Source organism: Geodermatophilus amargosae (genome assembly GCF_041028265.1).
GTDB classification, from domain to species: domain Bacteria; phylum Actinomycetota; class Actinomycetes; order Mycobacteriales; family Geodermatophilaceae; genus Geodermatophilus; species Geodermatophilus amargosae_A.
In genome coordinates this window covers 81,723-94,936 of the sequence record NZ_JABGCW010000014.1, presented here as the reverse complement: position 1 = coordinate 94,936, position 13,214 = coordinate 81,723, and the positions used below count along the sequence as shown (strand labels likewise).

At 74.9% G+C, this 13,214-nt stretch carries 13 protein-coding genes; 5 read left to right on the top strand and 8 right to left on the bottom strand.

Going from position 1 to position 13,214, the window contains the following annotated elements; translation table 11 throughout:
• Positions 1-4 precede the first annotated feature (4 nt).
• On the top strand, positions 5-589 hold the full coding sequence (locus HLV61_RS17405) for a dienelactone hydrolase family protein (RefSeq protein WP_369257677.1): 585 nt from the start codon (positions 5-7) through the stop codon (positions 587-589).
• A 63-nt stretch (positions 590-652) separates the two neighbouring features.
• Here HLV61_RS17405 and HLV61_RS17400 read toward each other — a convergent pair whose 3' ends face one another.
• Together HLV61_RS17400 and HLV61_RS17395 are read right to left on the bottom strand one after the other, a co-directional pair.
• Positions 653-952 carry a hypothetical protein gene (locus HLV61_RS17400; protein ID WP_369257675.1) on the bottom strand — a complete coding sequence of 100 codons (300 nt, stop codon included), beginning with the start codon at positions 950-952 and terminating at the stop codon, positions 653-655.
• On the bottom strand, positions 945-1,823 hold the full coding sequence (locus HLV61_RS17395; protein ID WP_369257673.1) for a PspC domain-containing protein: 879 nt from the start codon (positions 1,821-1,823) through the stop codon (positions 945-947). The genes HLV61_RS17400 and HLV61_RS17395 overlap by 8 nt, the downstream gene beginning before the upstream one ends.
• A 125-nt stretch (positions 1,824-1,948) precedes the next feature.
• Here HLV61_RS17395 and HLV61_RS17390 point away from each other — a divergent pair, with 125 nt between their 5' ends.
• From HLV61_RS17390 to HLV61_RS17380, 3 genes are all read left to right on the top strand, one after another.
• Positions 1,949-3,262: an ATP-binding protein gene (locus HLV61_RS17390; protein ID WP_369257671.1), complete on the top strand. Its 1,314-nt coding sequence runs from the start codon at positions 1,949-1,951 to the stop codon at positions 3,260-3,262.
• Positions 3,259-3,912 (top strand): response regulator, encoded by a 654-nt coding sequence (locus HLV61_RS17385; RefSeq protein ID WP_369257669.1) that lies wholly within the window; start codon positions 3,259-3,261, stop codon positions 3,910-3,912. The genes HLV61_RS17390 and HLV61_RS17385 overlap by 4 nt, the downstream gene beginning before the upstream one ends.
• 337 nt (positions 3,913-4,249) lie before the next feature.
• Positions 4,250-5,833: a M28 family metallopeptidase gene (locus HLV61_RS17380; RefSeq protein ID WP_369257668.1), complete on the top strand. Its 1,584-nt coding sequence runs from the start codon at positions 4,250-4,252 to the stop codon at positions 5,831-5,833.
• Between the two features lie 57 nt (positions 5,834-5,890).
• Here HLV61_RS17380 and HLV61_RS17375 read toward each other — a convergent pair whose 3' ends face one another.
• The 4 genes from HLV61_RS17375 to HLV61_RS17360 all read right to left on the bottom strand — a co-directional run bounded on the left by HLV61_RS17375 (position 5,891) and on the right by HLV61_RS17360 (position 8,446).
• Positions 5,891-6,625 carry a PIG-L deacetylase family protein gene (locus HLV61_RS17375; RefSeq protein ID WP_369257666.1) on the bottom strand — a complete coding sequence of 245 codons (735 nt, stop codon included), beginning with the start codon at positions 6,623-6,625 and terminating at the stop codon, positions 5,891-5,893.
• A complete protein-coding gene (gene sigJ, locus HLV61_RS17370; protein ID WP_369257665.1) occupies positions 6,622-7,521 on the bottom strand; it encodes an RNA polymerase sigma factor SigJ in 900 nt (299 codons plus the stop codon). The genes HLV61_RS17375 and sigJ overlap by 4 nt, the downstream gene beginning before the upstream one ends.
• Positions 7,518-8,090, bottom strand: a complete 573-nt coding sequence (locus tag HLV61_RS17365; protein ID WP_369257664.1) for a carboxymuconolactone decarboxylase family protein — start codon at positions 8,088-8,090, stop codon at positions 7,518-7,520. Before HLV61_RS17365 ends, sigJ begins: the two co-directional genes overlap by 4 nt.
• A 65-nt stretch (positions 8,091-8,155) precedes the next feature.
• Positions 8,156-8,446 (bottom strand): chorismate mutase, encoded by a 291-nt coding sequence (locus HLV61_RS17360; protein WP_369257662.1) that lies wholly within the window; start codon positions 8,444-8,446, stop codon positions 8,156-8,158.
• 252 nt (positions 8,447-8,698) lie between these two features.
• On the opposite strand from HLV61_RS17360, the gene pcrA reads away from it, so the two are divergent.
• Complete coding sequence (gene pcrA, locus HLV61_RS17355) at positions 8,699-10,996, top strand: DNA helicase PcrA (protein ID WP_369257660.1); 2,298 nt, start codon at positions 8,699-8,701, stop codon at positions 10,994-10,996.
• 84 nt (positions 10,997-11,080) lie between these two features.
• Here the strand turns inward: pcrA and HLV61_RS17350 are convergent, their stop codons facing one another.
• Both HLV61_RS17350 and HLV61_RS17345 read right to left on the bottom strand, forming a co-directional pair.
• On the bottom strand, positions 11,081-12,010 hold the full coding sequence (locus HLV61_RS17350; protein ID WP_369257658.1) for a M23 family metallopeptidase: 930 nt from the start codon (positions 12,008-12,010) through the stop codon (positions 11,081-11,083).
• Between the two features lie 192 nt (positions 12,011-12,202).
• The gene (locus HLV61_RS17345) at positions 12,203-13,096 is read right to left on the bottom strand and encodes an esterase/lipase family protein (protein ID WP_369257656.1); all 894 of its coding nucleotides are present in this window, start codon (positions 13,094-13,096) and stop codon (positions 12,203-12,205) included.
• Positions 13,097-13,214: the final 118 nt, after the last annotated feature.

The following is a 13,214-nucleotide window of genomic DNA, read 5'->3' as shown; positions in this document are numbered from 1 at the left end:
GTGCATGGCCACCGTCGCGCTCTTCCACTCCGTCCTCGGCGTCCGCGAGGGCGTCACCGATTCCGCCGCCCGGCTGCGGGCCGCCGGGCACGAGGTCCTCGTCGTCGACCAGTACGACGGGCGGGTCTTCGACGACTACGGCGCCGCCGGCGCGTACGTCGAGGGGGTCGGCTTCCCGGCGCTGATGGCCGCGGCGGCCGGCGCCGTCCGTGACCTCCCCGACGGGTTCGTGGCCGCCGGCTTCTCCAACGGTGCCGGGATGGCCGAGTTCGTGGCCACGCAGCGGCGGGTCAGCGGCGTGCTGCTGGTCTCCGGGGCGCTGCCGATGGCGGTCCTCGGGGCGCCGTCCTGGCCGGCCGGGCTGCCGGCGCAGCTGCACCGGGCGGCCGGCGACCCCTTCCGCTCCGAGGAGTGGGACCGGGCCTTCGCCGCCGACGTGGCCGCGGCCGGCGGGGAGCTGGAGGTGCTCGAGTACCCGGCCGGCGGCCACCTGTTCACCGACCCGGGCCTGCCCGCGGAGTACGACGCGGCGGCCACCGAGCGGCTGTGGCGCGAGGCGTTGGCCTTCGTCGACCGGGTCGCCGGCTGAGGACGCGCGAGGGCCCGGGGAGCTGGTCGCTCCCCGGGCCCTCGTCGTCCCCGCCCCGTGCGGTCAGCCGCGCCTGCGGCGCACCCTCCGCAGCTCGCTCACCATCAGCGCCACGCCGACGCCGACCAGGACCAGCCACAGCAGCCCGCCGTCGGCGAGGAAGCCGAGCGGCACGGTCACCCCGGCGAGGAAGACCAGCGCCAGGACGACGAAGGCGACGCCGGGCACCAGGGCCACCAGGTCGACGCGGCGCCGGGGCGGCTGCTCGACCGGCAGGAGGGTGGAGCCGTGCTGCCACTCCTCGGCCAGCGCGCGCTCCTGCCAGGCCGTCGGGGTGGTGGGGAACTCGCTGTAGTCAGGCACGGGACACCTCCAGGTCACCGAATCCGTGGTCGAAGCTCAGGACGAACTCGGGGTCGTCGTCGCCACCCGGCGCCCGGTGGTACCCCTCGCCGGAGCTGTCCCCGAACACCTCGGTCTCGCCGATGCCGTGCTCCACCTCGATCCGGACGTCGGCGTCGGCGGGGACGACCACGTCGAGGTCGCCGGCGCCCATCTCGAAGAGGACCTCGATCGGCTCGTCGACGTCGTCGACGTCGATCCGGGAGAGGTCGACCTCCATGTCGCCGGCACCCAGGCGGTACGCGTCCCGGACGTCCGCGGCGGTGGCCGGCCGGTGGGTCCGGTCCCCGAAGCCGCCGTCCTCGGTCCCCGCGGGGATCGACGAGGTGAACAGCAGCGCCAGCGACAGCACCGAGCCGAGCGCGATCAGCCCGCCACGCGGGGCGCGGCCGCGGGTCAGGGCCGTGGCGACCAGCCCCAGGCCGACGACGAGCAGGGCGGTGGCGAGGAAGCCGCGGGGCCCGGGCTCGAGGTCGGTGTAGCGGGTCACCAGGACCATCAGCCCGACGGCGATGAGCAGGCCCGCCACGGTCAGCCCGGCGACGGGCGAGCGCGGCCCGGGCGGCGCGGCGGGTGCACCGCCGACGGCGGTGTGGCGCGGCGCCCGCGGCATGAGCAGCAGGAGCAGCACGTAGACGAGGACGCCGGTGCCGCCCGCGAGGGTCAGGGCGACGAAGCCGACGCGCCACAGCAGGGGGTCGACGCCGCTGTACTCGGCCAGCCCGCCGGCGACGCCGCCGACCATCTTGTCGCTGCGGCTTCGCCGGAGCGTGGGCCGGACGGGTGGCGGGGGCTCGAGGGACGGAGCCGGAGGAGGGAACGGGGCGGTCATGGCACAGAGCGTCCCCATCCGGCGTCCGGTGCGACATCGGGGAAGGCCCCCATCCGACCCTGGTCCTGCCCGTCCGGGGTCTTCCCGGTACCGGGCCGGGCGGCCGCGGTGCGACGATCGGTGCCGTGACGACGACCGCGCCCACTCCGGGCGGGACGCCGGCCGGTGCCCGACCGCCGGCCGGTCCCGTCGCCGTGCCCACGGCAGCCCCGGCGCCCCCGGGCGGCACCTCCGTGCCGACCGGGGGCGCCCTCGTGGCCGCGGGAGCGACCGCCATCGCGACCGCGGCCGCGGACACCCGCCCGCCGCTGGTGCGGCCCCGGTCGGGACGGCTGCTGGCCGGGGTCGCGGCGGGGACGGCGGCGCACCTGCGCACCGACCCGCTCGTCGTCCGCGCGGTGTTCGTCGTCCTCGCGGTGACCGGCATCGGCGTCGTCGCCTACGCGGTGCTGTGGTTCTTCGTGCCGCTGGGCGAGGTGGCCCCCGAGGCGACCGCCCGGCCGAGCCGCCGGCAGACCGTCGGGCTGGCCTTCTTCGGTCTCGGCGCGCTCGTGCTGGTCACCAACCTGGCCACCTGGGGCAACAACGACCTCATCGCCCCGCTGCTGTTGGTCGGCGGCGGGCTCGCCGTCATCTGGCGGCAGCTGGACACCGACAGCACGCTGGCCCGCCCCGGCGTCCGGTGGGTGCTCGCCGGCGGCGCGGTGCTCGCCGCGCTCGGCCTGGTGCTGCTGCTGGCCACCACCGGCCAGCTCGCCGCCGCCCGCAACGGCTTCGTCGCCACCATCGTCATCCTGGTCGGCGTCGTGCTGGCCACCGCGCCGTTCTGGCGGCGGCTGCTCGACTCGCGCGAGGCCGAGCGCACCGCGCGCGTCCGCTCCGAGGAGCGGGCCGCGGTCGCCGCCCACCTGCACGACTCGGTGCTGCAGACCCTCGCGCTCATCCAGCGGAACGCCGACGACCACCAGGCCGTCGCGCGGCTGGCCCGCAGCCAGGAGCGCGAGCTGCGCAGCTGGCTGTACGAGCCGGCGGCGTCGGCCGGCGGCGGCACGTGGGCGGGGCTGGTCTCGCAGGTGGTCGCCGAGGTGGAGGGCGACCACGCGCTGACCGTCGACCCGGTGGTCGTCGGCGACGCCCCGGTCGACGACGCACTGGCCGCCCTCGGCGCGGCCACCCGGGAGGCGCTGTTCAACGCCGCCAAGCACGCCGGGGTCACCTCGGCCGACCTCTACACCGAGGTGGGTGCGCAGTCGGTGTCGGTGTACGTCCGCGACCGCGGCGCCGGGTTCGACCCGGCGACCGTCCCGGCCGACCGCCGCGGCCTGCGCGACTCGGTGACCGGCCGGCTGGCCCGCCTGGGCGGGACGGCGACGGTGCGCTCGGCGCCCGGCGAGGGCACCGAGGTCGAGCTCGTGCTGCCGCGCGGGGCGGCCGCGTGAGCACCCGCGTCTTCCTCGTCGACGACCACGCGATGGTCCGCGCCGGCGTCCGCGCCGAGCTCGGCGACTCCGTCTCCGTCGTCGGTGAGGCCGCCGACGCCGACGCCGCGATCGCCGGCATCCGGGCGGCCCGTCCCGACGTCGTGCTGCTCGACGTGCACCTGCCCGGGGGCGGGGGCCGGGCGGTGCTCGAGGCGCTGCGCACGGAGCTGCCCGAGGTGCGCTGGCTGGCGCTGTCGGTGTCCGACGCCGCCGAGGACGTGATCGCGGTCATCCGCGCCGGCGCCCGCGGCTACGTCACCAAGACCATCTCCGGGCCGGACCTGCGGTCGGCGGTGCAGCGCGTGGCCGAGGGCGACGTCGTCTTCAGCCCCCGGCTGGCCGGCTTCGTGCTCGACGCCTTCGCCGCGAGCGCGCCGTCGGCACCGGCCGAGGACCCGGCCACCGACCCCGGTCTGGACCTGCTCAGCGCCCGCGAGCGCGAGGTCATGCAGCTGCTGGCCCGCGGCTACACCTACCGGGAGATCGGCTCGCGGTTGTTCATCTCGGTCAAGACCGTGGAGTCGCACGCGTCGAACGTGCTGCGCAAGCTCCAGCTGTCCAACCGCAACGAGCTCACCCGGTGGGCGGCCACCAACCGCCTGCTCTGAGTGACTGGCGGTCGTGGACAGGTGACCGAGCGTCAGCCCTGACCCCAGGCGTGTCCTACGTCACACTCCGTCGCGCCTCGGCAGCGGTGCGCCCCTCAGCAGGCTCTCGGCCGTCTCCCGGAGCGGTCGGGTGACTCCGCCGGTGCCGACGCGGGCCCGAGGCGGTCGACGGCGGCCCCTGTACCTCCCGTCTCCCCGAGGCCATCCTCGCCCGCACGGGCACCGGAACGAGTCCGTCGGTCATCGCAGCCCGGCGGACCTGACGAGGGGGAACGGGATGGCACATCGTCGGACGAGGTCCGGAAGGGCCGTCGCAGCAGGCGCGGGCGGGTTGCTGGTGGCCCTCTCGCTGCCGGCGGCCACGGCGGTCGCGGCGCCGGATGGTCACGGGTGCGAGCACCGCAGCAACGACACGTACCACGAGCTCCTCGAGTGCGTGACGCTCGAGGGCGTCACGGAGCACCTGGAGGAGTTCCAGAAGATCGCCGACAACAGCACGGACCCGGTCTACCCCGGGACCCGGGCGGCCGGCACCGACGGCTACGCGGACAGCGTCGAGTACGTGAGCGACCTGCTCGAGGAGGCCGGCTACCAGGTCACGCTCGACCCGGTCGAGATCACGTTCCACTTCCCGGCCGTGCTCCGCCAGCTCACCCCGACCGCGGCCGAGTACGAGACCGGTGTCTTCACGGGCAGCGGCTCCGGCACGGTCGAGGGCCGGGTCGTCCCGGTCGACATCAGCCTGGCCACGGGCGTCGACGCTGTCTCGACCAGCGGCTGTGAGGCCGCGGACTTCACCGGTCTCGACTGGAGCGGCCCCGCCGACATCGCGCTCGTGCAGCGCGGCACCTGCTTCTTCGGGACCAAGGCCCACTACGCCCAGCAGGCCGGCGCCGAGGCGGTCGTCGTCATGAACCAGGGCAACACCCCGGACCGCGAGGAGCTGATCGTGGCCGACGCCACGAGCGTGGACCCGCCGATCCCCGGGGCGCCCGGACCGGTCACCCACGGCATCCCCGTGGTCGGCGCGAGCTCCCAGGACGGCATCGCCCTGACCGCCGCGGGGTCCACCGCCCACGTCCAGGTGCTGCCCGCCGAGACGCGCACCGACCACAACGTCATCGCCGAACTGCCGGGGAAGGACCCCGACAACGTGGTCATGGCCGGCGCGCACCTCGACAGCGTCACCGAGGGGCCGGGCATCAACGACAACGGCTCCGGCTCGGCGGCGATCCTCGAGACGGCCCTGATGATGGCCGACTCCTCCCCGCAGAACACGCTGCGGTTCGCCTGGTGGGCCGCCGAGGAGCAGGGCCTGGTCGGCTCGGCGGACTACGTCGCGGGGCTGTCGCAGGCCGAGCGGGACCGCATCGCGCTCTACATGAACTACGACATGGTCGGGTCGCCGAACTACGTCTTCATGGTCTACGACTCCGACCAGTCGACGTTCCCGGCGCCCGAGGGCGTGACGATCCCGCAGGGCTCGATCGCGATCGAGGACCTCTACGAGTCGTACTACACCCACGTCGGTGAGCCCTACGACGACACCGAGTTCTCCGGGCGGAGCGACTACGAGGCGTTCATCCTCGCCGACATCCCGTCCGGTGGCCTGTTCACCGGTGCCGAGGTGATCAAGACCGAGGAGCAGGCGGCGATCTGGGGCGGCACGGCCGGGGAGCAGTTCGACCCGTGCTACCACGAGGCCTGCGACACCATCGGGAACATCGATCCGCACGCCCTCGAGGTCGACAGCGACCTGATCGCCTTCGCCATGCTGACGTTCGCGTACTCCACGGAGTCCGTGAACGGCGTGCCGGGCGAGGCGGTCCCGGGTCGGCCCTTCGAGCTGCCGGCGCCGGCCGGCCCCGAGGGCACGTTCGCAGGGGAGGACGGCGGGCTGGGCCACCACCACGACGCCTGACACCTCGGCGGCGGGGCCGGTCCTGCGGGGCCGGCCCCGCCGTCGCGTGCGCGGGGATCAGGCGGTGTGGACGACGTGGAAGGCCTCGGCGAGGCGCCCGTCGGGGAGGCCGAAGCGGCGGGCGGTCTGCGCCATCCAGCCGGTGACGAAGGCCTCGAGGTCGTCGAGGTGGCCGACCTGGGTCACGTGGCTCTTCAGCGCCGCGAACTTCAGCTCGACGACGTCGGTGACGTCGACGGCGTGGTCGGCCCGCGGGCTGGCGCCCAGCCACACCTCGTTCACCGTCCACGCCTCCAGGCCCTCGTCGGCCAGCAGCTCGGGGAAGGCGAACGGGTTGCGGGCGTCGGGGTAGACCGCGCGCAGGGTCGACTCGCCCACGGTCATGTGGTCGGGGTGGCTGGCGCCGACCCGCTCGTACCAGCGCTCCGGCGAGCTGGTGAGCACCCGTTGCGGCCGGACCCGGCGGATGACCCGGCTGATGTCCCGGCGCAGGTCGAGGGTCAGCTCGAGCCGGCCGTCGGGATGGCCGAGGAAGTGCACGTCGGTGACGCCGACGGCGGCGGCCGCGGCACGCTGCTCGTCCCGCCGCAGCGGCCCCATCTGCTCGCGCGGCGTCTCGTCGAAGCCGCCGGCGTCGCCGTCGGTGACGATGCAGTAGGTGACCTCGGTGCCGGCCGCGGTCCAGCTCGCCACCGTCCCGGCGCTGCCGAAGTCGACGTCGTCGGGATGGGCGAGCACGCAGAGGGCGCGCTCCACGTGCTCGGCGGGTCGGGCAGGTGGGGGCGCGGTCACCGGCGGAGCCTAGAAGACCCTCCGTCCCGCCGCAGACCGGCCAGCTTGTCCGGGTTGAGCACCACGAAGACCTGCTGCACCAGCCCGTCGGCGACCACCAGCGACACCGCGACGAACGGGCCGGCGTCGGTCCACGCCGCCACGCCGGGCAGGCCGTTGACCTCCGCCAGGCCGATCCGCAGCCCCGGCAGCGAGGCGCCGTCCGACGCCACCGCGGTCAGGAAGCGGGCCACCTTGGCCGCGCCGGTGATCGGCCGCAGCGCCGCCTTGGTCCTGCCTCCGCCGTCGGTCACCAGCACCGCGCCGGGGGCCAGCGCGGCCAGCAGCGCGTCGACGTCACCGCCCGTGGTCGCGGCCAGGAACCGCTCGGTGACCTCCCGGTGGGCCTGCGGGTCGGCGTCGAACCGCGGCCGGCGGGCGGCCACGTGTTCCCGGGCGCGGTGGCCGAGCTGCCGGACGGCGGCCTCCGACCGGCCGAGCACCGCGGCCACCTCGCCGGCCGGCACCCCGAAGACCTCGCGGAGGACGAAGACGGCGCGCTCGGCGGGGGAGAGGGTCTCGAGGACGACGAGCAGCGCCAGCGAGACCTCGTCGCCCAGCACGGCGTCGTCGGCCGGGTCGCCGGCACCCCCGGTGAGCAGCGGCTCGGGCAGCCAGGGGCCGACGTAGGTCTCCCGGCGGGCGCGGGCGGAGTCGAGCCGGTCCAGCGCCAGCCGGGTGGCGACCCGCACCAGGTAGGCGCGCGGGTCGGCGACGTCGTCCCGGTCGGCCGCCGACCAGCGCAGCCAGGCGTCCTGGACGACGTCCTCGGCGTCGGCGACGCTGCCCAGCATCTGGTAGGCGACGGTGAACAACAGCCGCCGGTGAGCGTCGAACGCCGCCAGGACGTCGGTCATGCCCGGGCCGGGAGCTCGCAGCGGTCGCGGAAGCCCTGGCTGTGCAGACCGAGGGCGCTGTTGGCGCGGGCCCGGGAGTTCTCCACGGCGACCATCGTGGTCAGCTCGACGAGGGCGGCGTCGTCGAGGTCGCGCCGCAGGCCGGCGACCATCTCGTCGGTGACGCCCATCGGCGTGGTGCTCATGGCCTCGGCGTACTCGACGACCCGCCGCTCGAGGTCGGTGAGCGCGTCGCCGTCGCGCCAGGTGGGGACGGCGCGCAGCTTCGCCGGGTCGACGCCCTCGTGCGAGGCGCCGATCCAGTAGCCGAAGTCGACGCACCACGAGCAGCCGACCGTCACCGCGGCCGACATGACGGCCAGCGACTTGAGCGTGGGGTCGAGCCGCTTCCACCTCGCCAGGGCCTGCTCGTGGCGGAGCTGCGTCACCAGCAGCCGGGGGTGGTGCCCCATCGCGGCGGCCGGTTCCAGCGTCGCGCCGAAGGTGCGGCGCGAGTACCAGTCGACGGCGCGGGTGACGAGGGTGCGCGGCGGGTCGAGCGGGATGCGGGCGGTGCTGCCGAGGGTCATGACGGCGTCCTCTCCGACGGGGATGCCATGCAGACGACGCAGCCGCCCGCTCCGTGACACCGCGGCTACAGGCGGCCCCGGCCGTGGCGCAGCAGCATCAGGCCCAGCGTGGCGCCGTCGGGACCGAGCGCGTCCTGGAAGCGGGCGAGCACCTGCTGCTCGCGCGACAGCGACAGGCGGGTGCCGCCGGAGGCGCGGCGCAGCTGCCCGATCTCGGCGGACACGCTCAGGCGGCGCTGCACGAGCCGGATGATCTCGGCGTCGCAGGCGTCGATCTCGGTCCGCAGCTCGGCGATGCGCTGGTCGGCGGCGGGTGTGGTCGGAAGGGCGGCGCTGCTGGGAAGGGCGCTGGTCATCGGTTCCTCCGGGACGGGACGGTGGCCGTCGGACCCCGGGAACGAGGAACGCCCCGGGCTCCTCGGGCCCGGGGCGTTCGTTGCGGCGGCTGCTCAGCCAGCGGCGACGGACACCGGGACCCGGTGCCCGTAGGAAAAGACGGAGGTGGCGAGCAGCACGGCGCAGAGTGTGCCACAGCACGGCCGGGAGTCTCCACGGCCGCCCCGGCGTGGGACGGCCCTGTCGCTCCTCCGAACTACAGTGGTGTGTCTATGAGCAGCGTGCAGCAGGCCCTCCCCGGAACCGCCGCGCTCCAGCGTTCCGCTCCCGGCTCGGCCGGCCGGGAACTGGACCGCATGCTGGCCGGACTCAACGGTCCCCAGCGCTCGGCCGTCGTCCACGAGGGCGGGCCGCTGCTCATCGTGGCCGGCGCCGGATCGGGCAAGACCCGCGTCCTCACCCACCGCGTCGCCTACCTGCTCGGCGCCCGCGGGGTGCAGCCGGGCGAGGTCCTGGCGATCACCTTCACCAACAAGGCCGCCGGTGAGATGAAGGAGCGGGTCGCCCAGCTGGTCGGGCCGCGCGCCCGGGCCATGTGGGTGTCCACGTTCCACTCGATGTGCGTGCGCATCCTGCGCGCGGAGGCGTCCAAGCTGGGCATGAAGTCGTCGTTCACGATCTACGACCAGGGCGACTCCGTGCGGCTCATGACGATGGTCGCGCGCGACCTCGACCTCGACGCCAAGCGCTACCCGGGCCGCAGCCTCGCCGCGCAGGTGTCGAACCTGAAGAACGAGCTGGTCGACGAGGAGGCCTACGTCCCGCAGACGGCGCCGGAGAAGGTGCTCGCGGAGGCCTACCGGCTCTACCAGCAGCGGCTGCGCCAGGCGCACGCGATGGACTTCGACGACCTGATCATGACGACGGTGAACCTGCTGCAGGCGTTCCCCGACGTCGCCGAGCACTACCGCCGCCGGTTCCGGCACGTGCTGGTCGACGAGTACCAGGACACGAACCACGCGCAGTACGTGCTGGTGCGCGAGCTGGTCGGCACCGGGGAGGGCCCCGTGCCGCCGGCCGAGTTGTGCGTCGTCGGCGACGCCGACCAGTCGATCTACGCCTTCCGCGGCGCGACCATCCGCAACATCGACGAGTTCGAGCGGGACTACCCGCAGGCCACGACGATCCTGCTGGAGCAGAACTACCGCTCCACGCAGCGGATCCTCAAGGCGGCCAACACCGTCATCGCGAAGAACACCAGCCGCCGTCCCAAGAGCCTGTGGACCGACGCCGGCGACGGCGAGCTGATCGAGGGCTACGTCGCCGAGAACGAGCACGACGAGGCCGCGTGGGTGGCCGAGCAGATCGACGCGCTGGTCGACGAGGGCACGGCGGCCCCCAAGGACATCGCCGTCTTCTACCGGACCAACAACGCCTCCCGGGTGTTCGAGGAGGTGTTCATCCGCGTCGGCATGCCCTACAAGGTCGTCGGCGGAGTGCGCTTCTACGAGCGCAAGGAGGTCCGCGACGCGCTGGCCTACCTCAAGGTGGTCGCCAACCCGGCTGACGTCGTCAGCCTGCGCCGGGTGATCAACACGCCCAAGCGCGGCATCGGCGACAAGGCCGAGTCCTGCATCGAGCAGTTCGCCGACCGCGAGCGGATCGCCTTCGCCACCGCGCTGCGCCGCTGCCCGGAGATCACCACCCTGGCGCCCCGGTCGCGGAAGGCGCTCGAGGAGTTCGTGGCGCTGCTGGAGGAGTTCGAGCAGCTGGTCGAGACCGGCTCGGGCCCGGCCGCGCTGCTGGAGAGCATCCTCGACCGCACCGGCTACCTCGCCGAGCTCGAGGCCAGCACCGACCCGCAGGACGAGGGCCGCGTCGACAACCTCAACGAGCTCGTCTCGGTGGCCGCCGAGTTCGAGGCCGCCAACCCCGGCGGCACGGTCACCGACTTCCTCGAGCAGGTCTCGCTGGTGGCCGACGCCGACCAGATCCCCGTGACCGGCGACGACGCCGGCGTCGTCACGCTGATGACGCTGCACACCGCCAAGGGCCTGGAGTTCCCGGTCGTGTTCCTGACCGGCCTCGAGGACGGCGTGTTCCCGCACCTGCGCGCCCTCGGCGACCCGCGCGAGCTGGAGGAGGAGCGGCGGCTGGCCTACGTCGGCATCACCCGCGCCCGGCAGCGGCTGTTCCTGTCCCGCGCCACGGTGCGCACCAGCTGGGGGCAGCCGGCCTACAACCCGCCGTCGCGGTTCCTCGACGAGCTGCCGTCGGACACCGTCCACTGGGCGCGCACGGACCCGACGCCGGCGCCGAGCACCGGCTACGGGTCGGCCCAGTCGCGGGTCGCGGCCACCGGGCTGTCCACCGGCGGGCTGCGCGGCGGCGCGGGGAACCGGCCGGTCATCTCCGTCGAGGTCGGCGACCGGGTCAGCCACGACGCGTTCGGTCTCGGCACGGTGGTCGAGGTCAACGGGGCGGGGGACAAGGCCCAGGCCACGGTCGACTTCGGCTCCGGCGGCACGAAGCGCCTCGTCCTGCGCTACGCCCCCCTGGTCAAGCTCTAGCGCCGACCGCTCCAGGGGTCGAGCGCGAGCTGCTGGGGTCCCGCAGCGCCCGAGGAGCGCGGGCTGCACTCCAGGAGCGAGGGCTCAGACGGTGACGCCGTGGTCGGCGAGCCAGTCCTCGGGGTCGATCGGCCGGCCGGTCATGCCGCCGCGGTGGATCTCGTAGTGCAGGTGCGGCCCGGTGGACTGGCCCTCGTTGCCGATCGTGGCGATCTCGTCGCCGGCGTGCACGATCTGGCCGGCCTCGACGTCGTAGTAGCGCATGTGCCCGTAGACGTGCACGTTCCCGTCGGCGTCCTGGACGTAGACGGCGTTGCCGTAGCCGGAGGCCCGGCCGGCGCGCAGCACGACGCCGTCGGTGGCCGAGTAGATCGGCGTGCCGAGCGGGCCGGCGAGGTCGATGCCGTAGTGCATCGAGCCCCAGCGCATGCAGAAGCAGGTGGTGAGGCGGCCCGACGTCGGCAGGACGGTCTGCGGCTCTCGGGCGGCGCGGGAGGCGGCCAACTCGGACAGCCGGACGGCGGCCTCGGCCTGGGTGATGCCCTGCCGGACGCCGGCGTCCTCCATCTCGCCGGTCAGCCCGATGTCGGCGGCGCCGAGCCCGTAGTCGGCGGCGCTGACCGACGCGGGCGGGGCCGGCGCCGCGCCGGAGAGGGCGGGGACGCCGGCGACGAGCGCCCCGGCGACGAGTGCGCCCAGCCACAGCGGCCCGCGGCGGCCGGGGGGACGGCGGACCGAACGGCGCGCCGGCGTCCCGGTGGCCTCGATGGCCTGTTCGGTGGACGCCGCGGTGGGCTGCTCGGCGGACGTCTCGACCGCGTCCTCGGCGGCGGGGGAGTCCTCGACGGCCGGGGAGTCCTCGACGGCACTGCGGGGAGCGGGCACGGACGGGACCGCGGGCCGGCGGAGCGGGGGCAGGCCCTGCCGCCCCAGCGGGCCGGCGGAGATGCGACCGGTCGCCTCGGGCTCGGCCGCCCGGCGGCCGGGCGCAGCGGGCTCGAGGAGCGAGGTCACGCCGACACCCTTCGTCCACGCACCCGGGACGACCGCACGGAGCGGCCCGTCGGGGGAGCGACGGCGGTGGAGACGCCCGGGAGGACGCCCGCCGGTGGGTACCGGCACCGTGATCGGACCGTAACGTTGCGTCAGGGCTGACCGCGGGAGGCGACGCTGCGTGTCGCCATGTCTCCGGGACTGGGGAGCCGGTCAGGCGGCGGCGGAGGCGATCGGTGCGGAGGCGGCGGGGCGCAGCCCGGCCAGCGTGGCGGCCACCTCGTCGACGACGCCGCGGTGGAACGGCAGCGACATGTGCCCCACGCCCCGCACGAGGACGTTGCGCGCCCGCAGGTCCGGGTGGTCGCAGCGGCCGAGCCGCGTCGGGACGACGAGCTGGTCGAGGTTGCTGTAGACGGCGGTCGTCGGCGTCGACCAGTCCGGCGCGGGCTCGGCGAGCTCCTGCAGCAGCGCGGACCCCGGCCGCAGCTGGCGCACCATCGGCGTCGGCAGCAGGTGGGCCAGCACCGAGCCGCCGTGCGGCGTGCCCAGGGTGACCAGCGACTCGACCCGCCGGCCGCCGCCCTGCCGCTGCACGTAGTGCCGCGAGATGAGCCCGCCGAGGCTGTGGCCGACCAGGTGCACGCGGTCGTGACCGGTCTGGGCGCAGATGCGCTCGACGTGCTCGCCGAGGGCGCGGGCGCCTTCGGCGACGTCACCGAGCAGCGGGCTGTAGTTCCAGGTGCAGACCTGGGCGAAGCCGCGCCGGCGCAGTCCGCGCCGCATCACGGTGAAGATCGACCGGTTGTCGATGAGCCCGTGGACGAGCAGCACGGGGATGCGCGCAGCGAGCGGGTCGGCGGCGAACAGTGCGCGCACGCTCGGCGGCTGCTCACCCGGCCGGCAGCGCGGGTCCAGCCGGAGCGGCTCCCTGCGGGTGCCCAGCGGATAGAGCAGCGCGTGCGCGCCGACCCAGGCCAGCTCGGTGAGCCCGCCGGCGACGGCGACGGGGGTGACCAGGGAGCGCAGGGCGTCCCGTGGCGTGCCCGGGGAGAGCTCGTCGGTGTGCCACCCTGGACGGCACCCGGGGTCGCCGCTCGCGCGCATGGACGTCCTCCCCGTTCGGCGGCCGCGGCGGTGTCCCGGGACCCGGGTCCGTCGTGGCCGAGCACCCGCGTGGTGCTCTGTTCACGGGACGGTAATGCCCGGGTGTGGCCACCGTCAC